This window comes from Xanthomonas translucens pv. undulosa, assembly GCF_017301775.1.
Lineage (GTDB): Bacteria > Pseudomonadota > Gammaproteobacteria > Xanthomonadales > Xanthomonadaceae > Xanthomonas_A > Xanthomonas_A translucens.
Genome location: NZ_CP063993.1, coordinates 4,460,391 through 4,479,833 on the forward strand (window position 1 = coordinate 4,460,391; position 19,443 = coordinate 4,479,833).

14 protein-coding genes are annotated in these 19,443 nt (G+C 67.6%); all 14 read right to left on the reverse strand.

What is annotated here, in order from left to right:
- Window positions 1-35 precede the first annotated feature (35 nt).
- Entirely contained in the window at window positions 36-317 is a 282-nt protein-coding gene (locus ISN38_RS19135; protein WP_139115898.1) for a hypothetical protein, read from the reverse strand.
- Between the two features lie 39 nt (window positions 318-356).
- The gene (locus ISN38_RS19140) at window positions 357-3,026 is read right to left on the reverse strand and encodes a sensor domain-containing protein (RefSeq protein ID WP_206711979.1); all 2,670 of its coding nucleotides are present in this window, start codon (window positions 3,024-3,026) and stop codon (window positions 357-359) included.
- Window positions 3,027-3,226: 200 nt separating this feature from the next.
- Window positions 3,227-4,303, reverse strand: coding sequence for a protein-glutamate methylesterase/protein-glutamine glutaminase (locus ISN38_RS19145; protein ID WP_003465535.1), 1,077 nt, complete (start codon window positions 4,301-4,303; stop codon window positions 3,227-3,229).
- Complete coding sequence (gene cheD, locus ISN38_RS19150; protein WP_009601101.1) at window positions 4,300-4,902, reverse strand: chemoreceptor glutamine deamidase CheD; 603 nt, start codon at window positions 4,900-4,902, stop codon at window positions 4,300-4,302. The genes ISN38_RS19145 and cheD overlap by 4 nt, the downstream gene beginning before the upstream one ends.
- On the reverse strand, window positions 4,899-5,765 hold the full coding sequence (locus ISN38_RS19155) for a CheR family methyltransferase (RefSeq protein ID WP_003465538.1): 867 nt from the start codon (window positions 5,763-5,765) through the stop codon (window positions 4,899-4,901). The genes cheD and ISN38_RS19155 overlap by 4 nt, the downstream gene beginning before the upstream one ends.
- A gap of 97 nt (window positions 5,766-5,862) precedes the next feature.
- A complete protein-coding gene (locus ISN38_RS19160; protein WP_206711980.1) occupies window positions 5,863-8,103 on the reverse strand; it encodes a methyl-accepting chemotaxis protein in 2,241 nt (746 codons plus the stop codon).
- A gap of 65 nt (window positions 8,104-8,168) precedes the next feature.
- Complete coding sequence (locus tag ISN38_RS19165; protein ID WP_058358790.1) at window positions 8,169-8,738, reverse strand: MCP four helix bundle domain-containing protein; 570 nt, start codon at window positions 8,736-8,738, stop codon at window positions 8,169-8,171.
- Window positions 8,739-9,086: 348 nt separating this feature from the next.
- Window positions 9,087-11,474 carry a methyl-accepting chemotaxis protein gene (locus ISN38_RS19170; protein WP_003467822.1) on the reverse strand — a complete coding sequence of 796 codons (2,388 nt, stop codon included), beginning with the start codon at window positions 11,472-11,474 and terminating at the stop codon, window positions 9,087-9,089.
- Window positions 11,475-11,578: 104 nt separating this feature from the next.
- The gene (locus ISN38_RS19175) at window positions 11,579-11,884 is read right to left on the reverse strand and encodes a hypothetical protein (RefSeq protein ID WP_141696369.1); all 306 of its coding nucleotides are present in this window, start codon (window positions 11,882-11,884) and stop codon (window positions 11,579-11,581) included.
- A 282-nt stretch (window positions 11,885-12,166) separates the two neighbouring features.
- The gene (locus ISN38_RS19180) at window positions 12,167-12,658 is read right to left on the reverse strand and encodes a chemotaxis protein CheW (RefSeq protein WP_003467814.1); all 492 of its coding nucleotides are present in this window, start codon (window positions 12,656-12,658) and stop codon (window positions 12,167-12,169) included.
- A gap of 318 nt (window positions 12,659-12,976) precedes the next feature.
- Window positions 12,977-13,759, reverse strand: a complete 783-nt coding sequence (locus ISN38_RS19185) for a flagellar brake protein (RefSeq protein WP_058364133.1) — start codon at window positions 13,757-13,759, stop codon at window positions 12,977-12,979.
- A 59-nt stretch (window positions 13,760-13,818) separates the two neighbouring features.
- Window positions 13,819-16,026, reverse strand: coding sequence for a methyl-accepting chemotaxis protein (locus tag ISN38_RS19190; RefSeq protein ID WP_003467800.1), 2,208 nt, complete (start codon window positions 16,024-16,026; stop codon window positions 13,819-13,821).
- A 12-nt stretch (window positions 16,027-16,038) separates the two neighbouring features.
- Window positions 16,039-16,518: a hypothetical protein gene (locus ISN38_RS19195; protein WP_003467798.1), complete on the reverse strand. Its 480-nt coding sequence runs from the start codon at window positions 16,516-16,518 to the stop codon at window positions 16,039-16,041.
- Between the two features lie 262 nt (window positions 16,519-16,780).
- On the reverse strand, window positions 16,781-19,288 hold the full coding sequence (locus ISN38_RS19200; RefSeq protein WP_058364135.1) for a HAMP domain-containing methyl-accepting chemotaxis protein: 2,508 nt from the start codon (window positions 19,286-19,288) through the stop codon (window positions 16,781-16,783).
- Window positions 19,289-19,443 lie beyond the last annotated feature (155 nt).

Consider the following 19,443-nt stretch of genomic DNA (forward strand, 5'->3'; position numbering starts at 1 on the left):
CCGCTGGCGACCAGCAGCGTGTGCTTGGCGCTGCGCTATAGGGCGCGGATCGGCAACTGGTCCGGCCATTGCGCGATCAGCCGCAGCGCGTTGCTGCGGCAGGCGTCGCTGTCGCGCGTCGGGCGGCAGAGAGCCGGCGCGGCCATCGACGGTGCCGATCCACAGTGGTGGGTGGAGAAGCGGCGCACGCCCTCTGGATAGGCAAGCGGCAGCGTCTGCGCGGCGAGCGCAGCACTGGCGGATAACAGCAGCAGCGACAACAGGAAACGGATCGGCATTGCCTGACAAAGGGTGAAAATGTGCCGCGCATCAGGCAATAATTGTGCCGCGATCGGCTCGCGGATGGATGACGCGCTCTAACCGATGGGTGGCGCGGCCCTTGGTTTCGCGCCGCGGGAACCGGGCGGCGGCGTTGCACGATCCGTGTCGGCCTGGCGCGCGTCGAGCCAGCGTTCCAGCTGGATGGCCGGCAACGCCGGCGCGAACAGGAAGCCCTGCAGCACGTCGCAGCCCAGCCAGGACAGGAAGGCGCGTTGCGCTTCGGTTTCCACGCCTTCGGCGACGGTGTGCAGGCGCAGGCTCTCGCCGATGCGCAGCACCGAGGTGGTCAATGCGCGCGCGGTCTCGCTGTGTTCCAGGTCGCGCACGAAGCTCATGTCCAGCTTGAGTTCGTTGACCGGCAACTGGTGCAGATGGCTGAGGCTGGAATAGCCTGTTCCGAAATCGTCCAGCGACAGGCGCACGCCGCTGGCCTGCAATTGACGCAGATTGGCCAGCACCGCCGGGGCGTTGGACAGCATGACGCTCTCGGTCATCTCCAGCGCCAGGTCGCTGGGCAGCAACCTATGCGTGCTCAGCATCTGCGCTACGTGCGCGGGCAGCTGCGCGTCGGCGAAGTTGCTGGCCGACAGGTTGACCGCCACGCGCGGCACCGGCACCCCGCGCAGGCGCCAATCGGCCATCTGCCGACAGGCCTGGCGCAGCGCCCAATGTCCGAGTTCGTCGATTAGCCCGCATTCCTCGGCCATCGGCACGAAGCGCGCCGGCGAGATGTCGCCCAGATGCGGGTGCTGCCAGCGCAGCAGCGCTTCCACGCCGTACAGCGCGCAGGGCGGCTGGCTGTGCAGCTGCGGCTGGTAGTGCAGTTGCAGCTGATCGCGGCGCAACGCTTCGCGCAGCGCCGTCTCCAGCGCCACGCGTTCCTGCGCCATGCGGTTCATGTCGGCGCTGAAGAAGCGGAAACTGCCGCCGCCTTCGTTCTTGGCCCGGTACATGGCCAGGTCGGCGTGGCGCAGCAGGGTCTCGATGTCGCGGCCGTCGTCGGGGAACATCGCCACGCCGATGCTGGCGCCCGGGTGCAGGGTCACGTCGCCGACCACCACCGGCTCGGCCAGCGCCAGCAGCAGGCGCTCGGCCACCCCGGCCGCCTGCTCGGCACCGCACTGCGGCAGCATCAGCACGAACTCGTCGCCAGCCTGGCGGCCGATCAGGTCGGTCGCGCTCAAGGTTTCGCCCAGGCGTCGCGCGATGTCGCGCAGCAGGCCGTCGCCGGCGGCATGGCCCTGGGTCTCGTTGACGCGCTTGAAGCGGTCGATGTCGACGAACAGGATCGCCACCGGAAACCCGTGGTATTCGGCGGCGGCCAGCGCCTGTTCGGCGCGGGCGCTGAACATCACCCGGTTGGGCAGGTCGGTCAGCGCATCGTAGAACGCCAGCTGGTGCACGCGCGCCTTGGTCTGCGCGCGCTCCAGCGCCAGCGCGCACAGGTGCAGGCACAGCTCGATCAGCCGCAGGTGCCAGGCCTGCGGTTCGCAGACGTGGCGGTAATACAGCACGAAACTGCCGAGCACGCGCCCGCCGTTGGACTTGATCGGGCTGGCCACGCAGCTGCCCAGGCCGAGTTGCTGCACCAGCGCGCGGTAATCGGCGAACAGCGGGTCGGTGGCGGCGTCGCGCACGAGCACCTGCGTGCCGTGCCAGATCGCCGCGCCGCAGGCACCGGAGGTGGGGCCCACGCGCATGGATTCGACTGCCGCGTTGAACGCGGTCGGCAGGCTCGGCGAGGCCAGCGGGTGCAACCGGCCATTGCCATCAACGCTGACGATCGAGGCCACCACCTGCGGGGCGATGCGCTCGACCTCGCTGCAGATCAGGGTCGCCACGTCGACCAGCGGCTGTTCGCGGACCAGCGCGTCGAGCACGTTCTTGTGCAGGACCTCGTGCATCTTGCTCTGGGTGATGTCGGTGAACGACAGCACGTAGTGCTGGATGCGGCCGTCCGCGTCGGCGATCGGATTGGCCACGATCGTGGTCCACAGCGGCGAGCCGTCCTTGCGGTAGACCAGCAGGTCGGTCTGGTGGCCCTGACCCCCGACCACGCGCTCGCGGATCAGCCGGATCACCTGCATGTCGGTGCCGGTGCCGTGCAGCACGCTGCTCGGCAGCAGCCCGCGCACGTCGTCGGCGGCATGGCCGAACATGTGCACGAAACCGGGGTTGGCGTAGAGAATGGCCAACTGCGCGTCGCACACCACGATGGCGTTGTCGCTGCGGTCCAGCGCCAGCGACAGGATCCGCATCTTGACGTCGCGCTCGCGTTCGGCGCTGATGTCGCGCACGAACACCACGTACAGCGGCGTGGACTCCTGCGGCACCGTGGCCGCGCTCACCGCCACCCAGCGCTGCACGCCGTCCTTGCCGGGCAACTGCAGTTCGTGGCTGTCGCCGGGCGCGCCCGGGCCAGGCTGCATGCACCTGGCCAGGAACGCCGCACGCGCATCCTCCGGCACCAGCTCGCCGAGCGGACGCCCTAGCACCTGCGCCTGCGGCAACCCCCACAGCGCTTCGGCGGTCTGGTTGAAGGCCAGGATGCGTGCGTCCGCGTCGATTACCACCACGCCGTCGGGCGCCTGCTGCAGACAGTTCAGCAGTGCCTGCTCGCGCGCTTGCAGCTTGCGCAGCGCCGTCGCCGCGACCACGGTGCCGGCGACGGGCGCGATCGGTTTGCTGGCGCGTTGGCGCGGCATCGCCTAGGGTCCTGCAACACAATGGCGGCAGGCCGCATGGCCGTGTCGCACAGCGCGCACGGTAAGCCCGCGCGCCGTTTTCTGGCGCGTGCGCAATGGCGTCATCACTCGCTCGCTCATCGACATACGTTTCCCCGTTGTTGCTTGCCGCGCACGTGCCCAAGCACGGCGCGACGCCTCCCGATCGCGTCGAACAGCCCCTAGCGGGCCTGGTTGGACAACGCGATCAGGCGCTCGGCGATCCTGTCCAGCGGCAACACTTCCTGTGCGGCGCCCAGCCGGAATGCGCTGCCGGGCATACCCCAGACTACGCTTGTCGCCTCGTCCTGTACCAGCGTGCTGGCGCCGGCCTGCAACATTTCCAGCAGGCCGCGCGCGCCGTCGTCGCCCATACCGGTCAGTACTGCGCCGATCGCGTTGGCGCCGGCATTGCGCGCCACCGACTGGAACAGCACGTCCACCGCCGGCTTGTGCCGGTTGACCGGCGGGCCGTCGTCGATCTTGCAGCGCCAGCGCGCACCGTCGCGGACCACCTGCAGGTGCTTGCCGCCGGGCGGCAGGTAGGCGTGGCCGGGCAGGATCGCTTCGCCCTCGCTGGCCTCGCGTACCGCCATCGCCGAGTGCCGGTTGAGGCGGTCGGCGAAGGCGGTGCTGAAGCCGGCGGGCAGGTGCTGGGTCATCACCACCGCCGGCGCATCGGCGGGCATGCCTTCCAGTACCACGCGCAGCGCCTCGGTGCCGCCAGCGGAGGCGCCGATCGCGATCAGCCGGTCGGTGGTGCGGAACTTCAACGTGGACACCGCGCTGGGCGCTGCCACGGCGTTGCCGGCAGGCCGCGGCGCGGCCGGGCGGTCGAGTGCGCGGACCTTGGCCTTGGCCGCCGCCTTGACCTTGCCGATGATTTCCTCGGCGTACTCCTCCAGGCCGCGCGCCACGTCCAGCTTGGGCTTGGAAATGAAATCCACCGCGCCCAGCGCCAGCGCCTGTAGCGTGGTGTCGGCGCCGCGCTCGGTCAGCGAGGAGATCATCACCACTGGCGTGGGCCGCAGCCGCATCAGGTTTTCCAGGAACGCCAGGCCGTCCATGCGCGGCATTTCCACGTCCAGGGTGATCACGTCCGGATTGAGCCGCTTGATCTTCTCGCGCGCCAGGATCGGATCGGCGGCCGAGCCGACGACTTCGATGCCGGGTGCGCGCGACAGGATTTCGGTCAACATCTGCCGCACGACTGCCGAATCGTCGACGATCAGCACGCGGCAAGGGATTTCTGAGCTCATTCGAACAACTCCACGGCGCCGGTGACCGGCGCTTTGGCGAGGCGGGCACGCACCGCCGATTCGGCGGCGGCGACTTCGGCTTCTTCGTGCGCATGCGGCAGGCGCTGCACGACCACGCGGCCGGTGGTGGGAAAGAACCAGATCTTGCGCGGATGGATGCCGCGCAGATCCTCGGCCACCACCGGGATCTGCTCGGCCTTCAGATACTGCAATACGAACTCGGCGTTGCGGGTACCGACCGGGTTGTTGGTGAAACCCTTGAGCACGTTGCCGCCGCCGAACACCTTGGCTTCCAGGCGGCTACGGCTGGCGCCGCGCTTGAGCAGGTCGTTGATCAGCACTTCCATCGCATAGCTGCCATAGCGCGCCGGTGCGCCGTCGCCGGCCTGGCCGTCGGGCAGCATGAAGTGGTTCATGCCGCCGATCTTCAGCAGCGGGTCGCGGATGCAGGCGGCCACGCAGGAGCCGAGGATGGTGGTCAGCGCGGTGTCGTCGTCCACCACCAGGTACTGGGTCGGCAACAGCTTGGCCGCTATGGTCTGGAAGCGGGTGTCGTGGTAGCGCATCACCTGATCCGCGACCATCGTGGCGGCTCTCATGCGCGTGCCTTGGCGGCGCGCCGGTACAGGGTGCGCCCGCACGGCTGGATCAGGTCGGCCGCATGCAGGTAGTTCTCCGAATGGCCGGTGTAGAGCATGCCTTCGTCGTCCAGGTGCGGGACCAGCCGCGACAGGATGCCACGTTGGGTCGGCTTGTCGAAATAGATCATCACGTTGCGGCAGAACAGCGCCAGGTACGGGCCGCTGACGTCGTAGCGCGGTTCCAGCAGGTTCAACTGGCGGAATTCGAGCAGCTCGCGCAGCGCCGGCACCACCCGGCACTGGCCTTCGTTGGCGCCGCTGCCGCGCTGGAAGTACTTGCGCTTCAGCGCCGGGTCCAGGCTGGCGATGCGATCGACCGCGTACACGCCGCGCGAGGCGGTCGCCAGCACCTGCGTGTCCACGTCGGTTGCCAGGATCCGCACCGGCGGGGTCAGCGTGCCGAACGCCTCGCACACGGTGATCGCCAACGAATAGGGTTCCTCGCCGGTGGAGGCGGCGCACGACCAGATCTTCAGCGGCGCCGAGCTGGCATGCTTCTGCAGCTCCTCGCGCAGGCGCTCGAAGTGGTGCGGCTCGCGGAAGAACGAGGTCAGGTTGGTGGTCAGCGCATTGGTGAACGCTTCCCACTCGTCGCCGCCGTCGCGCTCCAGCCAGTCCAGATAGTCGCGGAACGAGCGCAGGCCCAGCGTACGCAGGCGCCGCGACAGGCGGCCGTAGACCATGTCGCGCTTGGCCGGGGCCAGGGCGATGCCCGCCTTCTGGTAGATCAGGTCGCAGACCCGTTTGAAATCGCGATCGCTGAAGTCGAAGTCGCGATTGTCGGAACCGGGGTGGGGCAGGGAAGACGTTGGAGTGGCCATGGCTCGCAGCGGTGATCGGTCTATCGGTTTATCGGCCGGCGCCGAGCGAAGTTGACGCCGGAACAAGACGCGGCCTGTGCCGGCGCCGCTGCCGCGCTCAGAATTCCTGCCACTGGTCTGCGGCGGCGGCCGTGCCCGCGCTGCCCGCTGCGCTGCGCATGCGCGCCGCCGGTCGCGCCTTGGCCTGGCCACGCGGGCGCGGTGCGGTGCCAGGCGCGGCGTGTGCTGGCGGCTTGCTGGCGTGCGGGTCCAGCTTGAACTCGGCGATGGTGGCGCTGAGCTGGCCGGCCTGGGTCTGCAGCGTGCGCGCGGCGGCGGAGGCTTCCTCGACCCGCGCGGCGTTCTGCTGGGTCGCCTCGTCCATCCGGCTGATGGTCTGGTTGACCTGCTCGATGCCCGACGACTGCTCCTGCGAGGCGGCGGAGATCTCGCCCATGATATCGGTCACGCGCTGCACCGAGGACACGATCTCCTGCATGGTGCGGCCGGCTTGATCGACCAGCGCCGACCCTCCGGCGACGCGGGTGACCGAGTCGTCGATCAGGTGCTTGATCTCCTTGGCCGCGCCCGCCGAGCGCTGGGCCAGGGTGCGCACCTCGCTGGCGACCACGGCGAAACCGCGGCCCTGCTCGCCGGCGCGCGCGGCTTCCACTGCCGCATTCAAGGCCAGGATGTTGTTCTGGAAGGCGATGCCGTCGATGACGCTGATGATGTCGGCGATCTTCTCCGAAGAGATCTCGATGCCGCTCATGGTAGTCACCACCTGGCTCACCACCTCGCCGCCCTGCGAGGCGACCGCGGCGGCGCCGACCGCGAGCTGGTTGGCCTGGCGTGCATGCTCGGCGTTCTGCCTGACTGTGGCGGTCAGCTCGTCCATCGACGTGGCCGTCTGTTGCAGGCTGGCGACCTGCTGTTCGGTGCGTCGCGATAGGTCTTCGTTGCCGGTGGCGATCTCCGAGGAGGCGACGTTGATGCTGGCCGCCGCGGTCTGGATGCGGCCGACGATGCCGGCCAGCTGTTCGGCGGTGGCATTGGCGTCGTCGCGCATGCTGGCGAACACGCCATGGAACTCGCCGTGCATGCGCACGCTCAGATCGCCGGCGGCGATGGCCTGCAGCAGCTGCGACAGCTCGCCCAGGGTCAGGTCGCTGACCTGCATCATCGCGTTGAGGTTCTGCACCATCGTGCGGAAGTCGTACTCGAACCGCTCGGCGTCGCCGCGCGCGCTGAAATCGCCGGCCGCAGCGGCTTCGGCAAGTTGCTTGATCTGCGCGTTCATCGCCGTCAGGTTGGCCTTGGCGGTGTCCATCGTCTCGGTCAGCACCGCTTTCTCGCCGGGCAGGCGCTCCATGTTTTCGCTCAGGTCGCCGACCGCATAGCGCTGGATGATCTGTACCAGGCGCAACTTCACCGCCACGTGCGCGGCGACCAGGTCGTTGCTGGCCTTGACCATGCGGCCGTAGTTGCCGGGGAAGGCGGTCGCGTCCATGCGATAGCTGATCGTGCCCTGCTCGTGGCGCTGCGCCATCTGGTTCTGCGCGTCGATCACCGCGCGGATGCGGCCACGCATGTCCAGCATATCGCCCATCAGCTGGCCGATCTCGTCGCTGGAATGGGGACGCACCGCACTGTCCAGCTCGCCGCGGGCGATCGCCTGCGACAGCTGCCGTGCCGCATCGAGCTGCCGCGCGATGCCGCGCGAGAGCAGCCAGCCGATGCTGGACGCAGCGGCAATGGTCAACACCAGCAGGCTCAGGATCAACAGCTTGGTGCGCGACAGCTGCGCGTTGATGATGTTCATTTCCTGGTTCAGCTGCGTGACGTTGTAGTCGGTCAGCGCCACGATGCATTCGAACAGTGCGCGCCGCAGCGGCCGCGACTGCGTGTCGGAGATGGCCTGCGCGGCGGCGACGTCGCCCGACCGCAGCGCATCGCCCATCGCGGTATTGCTCTGCAGGTAGGCGTCCAGTTTTTTCCTCACCCCGGCATACATCTGCCGCTGCGTCTGCTCCAGCATCACCCGTTCGATGATCGCCTGGTTCTTCGCCACTTCGGTGCGCGCCTTCTGCATGCGGTTGAAGTAGTCGGCCATCGCTTCCGGATCGTCGGCGCGCGCAATCTGCGCCAGTTCGTAGGTGCGGAACTCGCCAAGCTGCGCGCGGACTTCGGCCAGCGCCTGCGTGGCCGGCACCCAATCCAGCTCGATGCGCTTGAGCTCGGCCATCGCCAGGGTAGTGCGCGAATAAGTGAACACGCCTATGAACAGGGTCAACAGCGTGGTCATGGCGAATGTGAAGATCAGCTTGTCGCGGATTTTCAGTTGTTTGAGGAGGTGCATTGACGGTTCCGTGCAGCAGATCGGTCGAAGACGTTGGCGGTGCGATGCGGTGCGGTGCGTCGGGGCTAGCGGTGGGCGTAGATGAGCACGTCGGCTTCCGCATGCGGCGCGTGGCGGGCGTTGATGCGGCTCAGTTCCTCCAGGTCGGCGAACAGGGCGCGGCGCTGCGGCAGCGCCTGTTGCGTTGACAGCTGGTTGGCGCGTTCGTGATCCCCGGCATGCACCGCCGCGCCGATCTGCCGGTGCAACTTCAGGTAGGCATCGAGTTCGGCCTGGATCGTGGCGAAGCGTTGGCGTTCTTCGCCGCTCGGCATGGTGGCGATGTACAGCGCCACCTGCTTGTGTGCGCCGCGCAGCGATTGCTCGATACGCTGGTCGTAGTCGGCCACCTCCGCGGCATTGCCGGTGGCGGCGATCAGCGACAGTTGATACAGGCGCAATTCCGCTAGTTGCGCACGCAGCTCGCACAAGGCCATGGCCGCTGGCGCTTGCCGGGTCTGCAACTGCTGCAGGTGCTCGCGCGAGTCGTCGAGGTTGCGGGTACCCAGATACCCCACCGCGACTACCGTGGCGCAGCCGAGCACGCATAGCAGCGCAGCGAGCAGGGACGATTTCAGATCGGTCTGGCGTGGCATCTCAGGCTCCGAAGCGGCGGCGATGACGAGCGCAGTGGCAGGCATGCATTCATGCATCATTAATCGGATATCGACTGCCGCGCCTAGCGCTTGAGTTCGCCATTGCACGGAACGCGTTCAACTGTGATGCAATTCGGATTCGATGAGCCCGCTCATGGCACTGGATACGGAACTTCGACCAGTCTGTTTCTGCCATTGCCACGCGCGTGCCTGCCGCCCGGTTGAGACCAGGCGCGCGCCGGCCCTGAGCGAACGGCGCGACCCGCACCGCGACATGCGTCCGGCAAAAAAATCCCCGGCGCGTGGCCGGGGATCGGGAAGTGCATGAACGCCGCGATTGCCGGCGCCTCAGAACTCTTGCCAGTCCGAATCAGCCAGGGCCGGTACGGACTTGTTACTGCGGGTGGCCAGCGCCGGCTTGCTCGATGGCACCGCGGCCGGCTTCGTGGCCACCGTGCGGATCGAGTGCACCTGCGCATGGCGCGGCGTCGGCGTCGGCGCGCTGGCCGGCGTCTGCTCCACGCGGAAGATCGAGACCGCTTCGGTCAGTTGCCCGGCCTGTTCTTCCATCGAGCGTGCGGCGGCAGTGGCTTCTTCCACCAGCGCGGCGTTCTGCTGGGTGGTCTCGTCCATCTGGGTGACGGTCTGGTTGACCTGCTCGATGCCGGACGACTGCTCCTGGGACGCGGCCGCGATCTCGCTCATGATGTCGGTGACGCGCTGCACCGAGGACACGATCTCGCTCATGGTCTGCCCGGCCTGGCGCACCAACGCCGAACCGTTGGCGACCTGGCTCACCGAGGCGTCGATCAGGCCCTTGATCTCCTTGGCGGCATTGGCCGAGCGCTGGGCGAGCGTGCGCACCTCGCTGGCGACCACGGCGAAGCCGCGGCCTTGTTCGCCGGCACGCGCCGCTTCCACTGCGGCGTTGAGCGCCAGGATATTGGTCTGGAACGCGATGCCGTCGATGACGCTGATGATGTCGGCGATCTTCTTCGAGGAGGTCTCGATGCCGCTCATCGTGGTGACGACCTGGCCGACCACGGCGCCGCCTTGCGAGGCGACCGCGGCCGCACCGACCGCAAGTTGATTGGCCTGGCGTGCATGCTCGGCGTTCTGCTTCACGGTGGAGGTCAATTCCTCCATCGACGCGGCAGTCTCTTCCAGGTTCGCCGCCTGTTGCTCGGTGCGGCGCGACAGGTCGTCGTTGCCGGCGGCGATCTCGCCAGCGGAGGCGTTGATGCTGACCGCAGCGGTCTGGATGCGGCCGACGATGGCGGCGAGTTGCTCGGCGGTGGCATTGGCGTCGTCGCGCATGCTGGCGAACACGCCCTCGAACTCGCCGTGCATGCGCGCGGTCAGGTCGCCGTGCGACAGCGCGGTCAGAAGCTTGGAGACTTCGCCGATGCTGTCGCCGTTTGCCTGCAGCAGGCCGTTGAGCTGCTGCGCCAACTGCAGGAAGAAACCCTGCTTGCCTTCGGTGGCCACGCGTCCGGACAGGTCGCCGGCGGCGGCGGCCTGCACGATCTTGGCCACTTCCTCTTCGACCTGTGCTTCGACGGTGCGATCGCGCGATTCGCAGACGAAGCCGACATGGCTACCGTGCGCGTCGCGGATGCTGGACACGATCTGCGCGATGCGGGCATGGCCGTAGGCCATCTCGCGCTCGGCGATGCCCTGCTTCTCGATCGCGGCCACGGTGCGTGTGTCGATCTGGTTGCCGTATTCCAGCACCGACAGCGAGGAACCGACCAGCGGCATGCTCGAGTCGAATGCAGGGGCGATCTTGCTGATCTGGTCGGCGTACTTGTCGACGATGCCCTGCATCGACGGGTTCGCGTAGACGATGGTGTAGTCCAGGTCGGCGATGTACATGCCGGTGGAGGAGTTGTCCAGCGCGGTGCGAATGCGCAGGTTCTCGGCAGCCACCGCCGCGTCGCGCTCGGTGCGCTCGCGCAGGTCCTGCTGCATGCGCTTGAGCGCCTGCAGCAGTTCGCCTATCTCGTCCTTGCCGGTGGCGTCGATGTGCCCGTCGAGCTTGCCGCCGGCGACCTCGTTGGCGACCTTGACCGCGCTGCGCACGTTGCTGGCCAGCATGCGCCCGAACAGCCAGGCCAGGCCTACGGCGCCGATGACGCCGATCACCACGCACATCAGCAGCAAGGCCGAGGACCGACGGTAGGTGGTGTTGGCGACCACTGCGGCGACCTGCGCCTGGCGGTTGTTCTCGCCGATCAGCGCGATCACGTCGTCCACGACCTTGTTGTGCAGAGTGCGGGTCTCGCCGGTGAAGGTGTCGATCGCATCGTCGTGCAGTTCCAGCTGCAGCATCTCGTCCACCGACTGGTAGGAGGCGGTGGCCTTCTTCCAGTCCGCCGCGGTGCGCTCGTAGATCGCGCGCTCCTGCGGGCTGCCGATCATCGGCGGATACTGGGCGATGATCTCGTCCATCCGCTTCTTCAGCGCAACCTTGCGCGTTTCGGCGTCTTTCTTGATCGCATCGCTGCTGCGGATCAGGCTCTGGTAGGCCGCGCTGCGGTATTCGCCGAGGATGCCGCGCATCTCGCCGCCGGTGCGCACGCTGGGCACCACCTGATTGGAGGCATTGTCAGCCACGTTGTTGATCGAATGCAGGCCGTTGTAGGCGACCAGTCCCTGGATCAACATGATGGCGAGCACGAGACCGAACGCCAGCATCAGCTTCGGCATCAGCTTCAGATTTTTTATCCACTGCATGAACGCATTTCCCCTTGGTTCGACAACGGTGGCGAAGCATCAGAAAAACAAAAACGCCGCCTTGCCGGGGCGCATGGGCTCCGGCGAGGCGACGCTTCGTCGTCTTACTTGATCGTGGCCAGCTTCAGGCTGGACGGCGCGCTGACCTGGATCTCGGCGCGCGAGCTGTCGCGTTCGATTTTGCCGATCACGCACACGTCCTTGCCTTCCAGGCTTTCCGGCGCGAAGCCGAACTTGCCGCGGTCGGCGCCGGCGATGCGCGCAGAGAAGGTGTGGCGCGGGAACATGCCGCCCATGTACAGGAAGGTCGGCTCGCCTTCGGAGTTCTGCGCGTACTTGGCCTTCTCGACCTTGCCGCAGACCATGCCGTCCTTGCCCACGAAGCGGGCCGCCATCTCCGGCGGGATCATCTGCTGCGACTGGGCAAAGGCGCTCGGGCTGGCGGCAAGCAGCAGGATCAGCAGCAACGGGAAGTTCGGTTTCACGGAGAAACTCCTTTAGGGGCGGGAAGGGGTGGGAAAATGAATCGGCCGCAACTGAATCGCGGCTACCAATCAGCTATCGGCGTGGTCACGACGAACTTGACCGGCGCAAGTGCCTAGCAGTTCGCATTTCGGAAAGAAAAAACCCGCCGATGGACGGCGGGTCGGGAATTGCGGGCGCAACCGCGGCGCGGCCGCGGCTCAGGCCGCTCAGGCGGCTTCGTCGACGTGCGCGTGCTGGCTCAGGTCGGCGCTGTCGAGCAGGGTCTCGATGTCCAGCAGGATCAGCATCTTGTCGTCCTGGGTGCCGATGCCGGAGATGAAGCGGGTATCCACCGCGGCGCCGAATTCGGGCGTCGGCCGGATCTGCTCCTCGTTCAATGGGATCACGTCGGAGACGCTGTCCACGACGATGCCGACCACGCGGTCCTCGACGTTGAGCACGATCATCACGGTGAAGGCGTCGTAGCGCGCTTCCTTGAGGCGCAGCTTCAGGCGCAGGTCGATCACCGGCACGATGGTGCCGCGCAGGTTGATCACGCCCTTGATGTATTCCGGGGCGTCTGGGACCCGGGTGACCGAATCGTAGCCACGGATCTCCTGCACTTTCAGGATGTCGACGCCGTAATGTTCTTCGCCGAGGGTGAAGCTGAGGAATTCGCCGCCGGTGGCACCGGAGGCAGAGGTGTTCTTGTCGTTCATCGTGTGCTCCTGGTGCGCACGGAATTGCGCAGGGATGGCGGGAAGCGGGAAATGCGGCTCTTGCACTAGATCGGCGGGGTGGGGCGGAACTTTAGCGGTCCTGTCACCGTCCGGACCGGCCTGGTGCATTCGATAAGGATGGCGTGTGCTGTAGGGGCGGCTTCAGCCGCGACCGGGGCTTTCCTGGTAACCCCCGGTCGCGGCTGAAGCCGCTCCTACAGCGGCGCGCGGAAGTCGCGGTGTCATGCGTCGGGACTGAAGTCCCTCCCACAAAAAACATGCTCCTACAGGGGTCGCCGTGGGCGCTCGAAGCGCTGTTCACGACAGCACGCCGCTCTTGCGCGCGCTGCGCTGGCGCTCGATGCGGAAGATGTAGCGCTGGATCGCCGCGTCGGCGCCGCGTGGCAGGTCGGCGAAGCGCAGCCCGACGCGCAGCGTGTCCTGGCCGTTGGCCAGCTTTTGCGGATCTATGTTGCAGACCTGCAGGGTCAGCCCGATGGCGTCGGCGTCGGGCAACTGCAAGACGCAGCGCGGGTAGCTTTGCCGCTCCTCCGGCAGCGGCTGGCCGGACACCAGCACCACCGCCAGGCCGCCGCCACTGATGTCGATGACCCGCAGCACCAGTTCGGTGGGCGGGCTGGCATCGTCCAGCCGCAGCAGGCACATCGGCGATTCCGTGATCGGCGTCTCTAACCGGAAGTGCTCGCGGCGCTGCAGGTAGTACAGCGAATCCGGCAGCGGCGCACGGAAGCCAGGCGCGTCGCCGTGCGCGACCCGTTCCAGGCCGACGATGCGGAAACGCAGCCGCACCTTGTCCACCTGCGCGAAGCACAACAGGTACTCCGCCTGCTCCGCGGAGTGGTTGCTGGCTTCGTTGACACTCAGGTCCAGCAGCACGCTGTCATCGTCCAGCTCCAGCAGCGCGGTCGAGAACGACTGGTCGCGGCCACCCACATGCGCGCTGATCTGCGAGCGCTGATTGATCAGCGACCGCAGCAGTTGCCGGATCTCGCGCAGGTTGGTCAGCAGGAAGCGGTCGTCCTGTTCTGTCGCCTCGTGCGCAGACGGTTCCGGGGAGTCGCTGTTGGTGCCTTCGGCCATGGGTGGGCAACAGGGATGATGGATGGGGCGGGGCGGCGTATTGCGCCCGTCCCACGATGCTATCGGCCGTGTTCAGCTTTTTTGTAGCCTGCATGCAAGATGGCGACGTTGCCCGCGGCGCCGGCCGGCGCACGCTGCACCAGCGTGAACGAGGCCACCGCCCGCGCCAGCTCGCCAGCCTGGCTTTCCATCGAGCGCGCGCTGGCGGTGGCTTGCTCGACCAGCGCGGCATTGCGTTGGGTCGCCTCGTCCATCTGGGTGACGGTGCGGTTGACTTGCTCGATGCCGGCCGACTGCTCCTGCGAGGCGGTGGAGATCTCGCCCATGATGTCGGTCACGCGCTGCACCGAGGCCACGATCTCCTGCATGGTGCGGCCGGCGCGGTCGACCAGCGCCGAGCCTTCGGCGACGCGGCCGACCGAGTCGTCGATCAGGCCCTTGATCTCCTTGGCGGCATTGGCCGAGCGCTGGGCGAGGGTGCGCACCTCGCTGGCGACCACGGCGAAGCCGCGGCCCTGTTCGCCGGCGCGTGCGGCTTCCACCGCGGCGTTCAAGGCCAGGATATTGGTCTGGAAGGCGATGCCGTCGATGACGCTGATGATGTCGGCGATCTTCCTGGACGAGGTTTCGATGCCGCTCATCGTGCTCACCACCTGGCCGACCACCTCGCCGCCCTGGGTGGCGACCGCGGCGGCGCCGACGGCGAGTTGATTGGCCTGGCGCGCGTGCTCGGCGTTCTGCTTGACCGTGGAGGTCAGCTCCTCCAGCGCAGCGGCGGTCTGCTCCAGGCTCGCCGCCTGCTGCTCGGTGCGCCGCGACAGGTCGTCGTTGCCGGTGGCGATCTCGCCGGCCGAGCTGTTGATCGAATCCGATGCGCCCTGGATCTGGCGCACGATCGTCGCCAGTTGCAGCGCGGTGGCGTTGGCGTCGTCGCGAATACGCGCGAACACGCCATGCAGATCACCGTCCATGCGCGCGGTGAGGTCGCCCTGCGACAACGCCGACAGCAGCCGGGAAATGCGCGCCAGGCCGTCGGCGTTGTTGTCCAGCAAGGTGTTGAGCTGCTGCGCCAGCAGCAGGAAGAAGCCCTGCTTGCCGTCCAGGCCGATGCGGCTATCGAGGTCGCCAGCGGCGGCCGCGCGCACGATCTGGGTCACTTCCTCTTCGACCTGGATCTCGTCGGTACGATCGGCCCACTCCACGACGAAGCCCTGGCGCTCGAACGCATCGCCGATAACCGGATTGATGATCAGGCGCATGGTGCGTCCGCCTACCCGGATCTGCGCAGTGTGCGTGTGCTGCAGCGCGGCCAGCAGCTTGGCCTGGTGCTCGGGGCGCTTGTGGAACACATCGATGTTGCGTCCCAGCAGGTCGTTCGCATCGAAGCCGGGCAGCTCGCGGCGCAGGTCGTCCTGCACGGCCGACAGCATGCGCGCCAGCGGCTTGTTGATGTAGACGATGTTGCGCTCCGCGTCGGCGATCATCACGTTGGCGGTGACGTTCTCCAAGGCGGTGCGGATGCGCAGGTTCTCGTGCTGCGCCTGCGCGTCCTGTGCGTGGCTGCTCAGCAATTGCTCGCTGGCCACCACCAGGGTATGCGCGATCGAGCCTTCCGGCAGGCTCAGGCCGCGGATCGAGGCGGGCAGCGGTTGCTGGCGGGCGATGGCGCGCGCCAGCAGCGCCAGCTCGCGCGGTTCATGGCCCACGTTCAGCAGTTGCTTGCGCATCTGTACGGCCATCGCCATCAGGATGCCGGCCTCGACCACCACATAGCCGGCGTGCATGGCCAGGATGCCGATCCCCGCGTCGGCGGCGAACGCGCGCAGCGGCAGGCCGCGATGCTGCAGCCAGAAGAACAGCAGGTGATGCACAGCGATGGCCGCGGAGGCGACCAGGATCGGCCGCCAGTCGCGGTAGTACAGCAACAAGGCGATCAGCACGATCACGCCGAAGTGAATTTCGGTCATGCCGCCGGCCTGCTGGATCAGCACGGCGGCCAGCACCATCAAGCCCAGCGCCATGGTGCAGCGGCTCAGCAGCGTGCCTGGATACAGCTGCACCTGCAGCGCGATAACCACCAGGGTCGGCAAGGTCACCGCCAGCCACGGCGTCCACACGCCCTGGCGCCAGGCGATGGCCAGGCCGATCAGGCCGACGAACGCGGCCACCGCCAGGAACAGCCGGTCGGCAGCCGCTGCCAGTTTCTGCAGGTAGACGTAGCGTTCGTTGCCGACGAGGAAGCTGCTGTGGGTGTTCGATGCGCTCATGCAGGTGGTTCCTTATCGGCAGGCACAGTGAGTGGGAAGGATCAGTGGCGAGGCATTGCCGGCCGCGAGCAGGCGCGGGATCAGCGTTGCGGCGGCAATCGCCTTGCCGCAGCCTTCGATCTGCGTAGGTCCGGCATAGACCAGGCGATCGCCGGCATCGAACACGACCAGCGCGTAGGGCAGTGACGCCGGCGCCGGCCGCTGGCGCAGATCGACGCTGCGCAGGCCCGGCGGCGTGGACGCCGGAGCGCCAGGGTCGCAATCGCATCCGGCCGCGCGCAACTGGAACGCCACCGCCTGCCCGCGCGGGGGTGTGGTGGAGGCGAAGGCCTGCAATTGCCGGCGGATGGCGTCGGCGCTGGCCGGCGGCTTGGCAAGCAAGAGCAGGCTGGCGGCCGACCAGCTAGCCCACACGGCGAGCAACAGCATGCCGACCGGCAACGGCGAGGACCGTCGCGGATGATCCGTCTGGGCGATGGTGGCATCGTGCATGGGCTCCCCGATGGGCGCTGCGCCGACAATCACCGGCTTTTCATGTTATCGACGGGAAACGGGCTGGCTTTAGAAGATTGCCGATCGGATGCCGAAAACAGCGGGCAGGGCGCTTGCGCCATGCCTTCGCAGCCGGCCCGCCGTTGCCCGGGTGACGACGCACACAGCATTGGCCGTAGAAGCGCGCCGCGGCCAATGCTGGTCGGCTGATGGGCATGGCGCCGCCAGCAGGCGTATCGCTGCGGCTTGCGTTGGATCGCCGCTAGCGGCTTGCTCGCCGTTGCATGCCTGCCGCGGCAGGGCGGGACCGCGACGATGGCGTGGCATGGGCCGCCTCGATCTTGAACAGGGCGACGGTCTCGGTGAGTTGGCCGGCCTGATCCTCCATCGCGCGTGCCGCGGCGGTGGCTTCCTCGACCAGCGCGGCGTTCTGCTGGGTGGCTTCGTCCATCTGGGTGACGGTCTGATTGACCTGCTCGATGCCGGCCGATTGTTCCTGCGACGCGGCGGCGATTTCGCCCATGATGTCGGTGACGCGCTGCACCGAGGACACGATCTCGCTCATGGTCTGCCCGGCCTGGCGCACCAGCGCCGAGCCGTTGGACACCTGGCTCACCGAGTCGTCGATCAGGCTCTTGATTTCCTTGGCCGCGCCAGCCGAGCGTTGGGCCAGCGTGCGCACCTCGCTGGCGACCACGGCGAAGCCGCGGCCCTGTTCGCCGGCACGCGCCGCTTCCACTGCGGCGTTGAGCGCCAGGATGTTGGTCTGGAAGGCGATGCCGTCGATGACGCTGATGATGTCGGCGATCTTCTTGGACGAGGTTTCGATGCCGCTCATCGTGCTGACCACCTTGCCGACCACGTCGCCGCCCTGCGAGGCGACAGCGGCCGCACCGGCGGCGAGCTGGTTGGCCTGGCGCGCGTGCTCGGCGTTCTGCTTCACGGTGGAGGTCAGTTCTTCCATCGAGGCGGCGGTTTCTTCCAGGCTGGCGGCCTGCTGCTCGGTGCGCCGCGACAGGTCGTCGTTGCCGGTAGCGATCTCGCTGGCGGCGCTGTTGATGCTCATCGCAGCGGTCTGGATGCGGCCGACGATGCCGGCCAACTGCTCGGCGGTGGCATTGGCATTGTCGCGCATGCTGGCGAACACGCCGTTGAAGTCGCCATGCATGCGCGCGGTCAGATCGCCGGCGGCGATGGCCTGAAGCAGCGTGGACAAGGATTGCAGGTTGCCGTCAGCGGTGGCCATCAGCAGGTTGAGGCTGTCGACCATGGCGCGAAAGTCGTACTGGAAGCGCTGCGCATCACCGCGCACGCTGAAGTCGCCGGCCGCTGCGGCCGTGGCGAGTTGGCCGATCTGGCGGTTCATCGCGGTCAGGTTCTGTTTGACCGTATCCATGGTCGCGGTCAGTGCGGCCTTCTCGCCGGGCAGACGGTCCATGTCCTCGCTGAGGTCGCCGATCGCATAGCGGTCCATGATCTGCGCCAGGCGCAGGGTCACCGCGATCTGCGCCGCGGCCAACGCATTGCTGTCGCGGACCATGCGTCCGTAGTCGCCGGGGAAAGCGCTCTCGTCCATGCGGTAGCTGATCTGGCCGGCATCGTGGCGCTGCGCCATCTCGACCTGCGCCGTCAGCACGCGCTGCAGCTGCAGCTGCATCTGTTGCATGTTGTCCAGCAACTGGCCGCTTTCGTCGCGGCTTGACACCGCGATTGCCGTGTCCAGGCGACCCTGCGCAATCTGCGCGGCGACGTCGGCGGCACGGCGCACGTTGCGGGTCAGTGCCGACAGGGTGTGGACGCACAAGGCCACGATCAGCAGCGTCAGCAGGCTCAGCCCGGCGATCGTCCACCACATCGCGCTGCGCGCGTCCGCCAGATGCCATGCCGACTGTCGCTGCAGGGCTTGCAGCGAGGTCGCGCTCAGCGATTGCAGCGCCTGGCCCCACTCGTCGAGCGCGCGGTTCCAGCGCCGGTCGGCATCGGGCGCGCCGCTGTCCAGCGCGGCGGACAGTTGCAGCAGGGCCTGGTCGGCGCGGCTTGCCTCGCTGGCGACTCCCTGGGCCAGCACCGGATCCGCTTGCTTGAGCAGGCTGATCGCCTTTCCCAGTTCCTTGCGCAGCCGGGCATGGTCGCGCGCGATCTGCGCGATCTGCTCGCGCAGCACCGGCGCCTGTGCACCGGCCTGCGACGGATCGGCGGCCGTGTCCAGGCGGGTCAGCGCCTGGCGGGTATCCGGGCCGTAGATCAGGCTGGCCACCACCAGGTGGTAGCTCTCCACATACGGGGTATAGACCAGTTGGCTGTCGTCGCGCATCGCATCCAGTGCGGCGGACGCCCGTGCGGCGACAGCCCCGCTGTCGCCGGGCGTGTCGGTCAGCGTCTGGCGCAGGCGCGCCAGGGCCTTGGCGCTGTTCTCGAAGCCGGGCAACGCGGCGACGCGGCGTTGCAGGTCGGTCAGCATGCTGTCCGCGCGCCGTGCCGATTCTGCGACGGCGGCGCCGGTTTCGACGCGTTGCGCCTGCAGCGCGTCCAGCAGCGACAGCATCTCGCGCAACGGCGCATAGCTGCGCAGCTCGTTGCGGCTGATGCCGACGCTTTCGTTGAGCTTGTCGCTGTAGAGCAAAACCGGGATCATCAGCCCGAGCAGGGCGAGGATACCGATGATGCTGAGCTTTCTGGCGATGGCGAGATCGTGCCAGGCGCGCAGCGGCCTGCGCGGTCCGGTGGAGGGAAGCGAATGGCCGGAGGCGGCCTGGATTGACGGTGTCATTGAGAATCTCTGAGCATCATGGTGACGACGGATCAGGCAGCCGATGACTGCAGTCGTCGGGCATCAGCTGCCTGCCGCTGCGGAACGGCCACCAATGGCAGCATGACAGGAGGTGCCCAGCGCGGTCGGAGATGTCCCATGGCGATGGCAGCCTG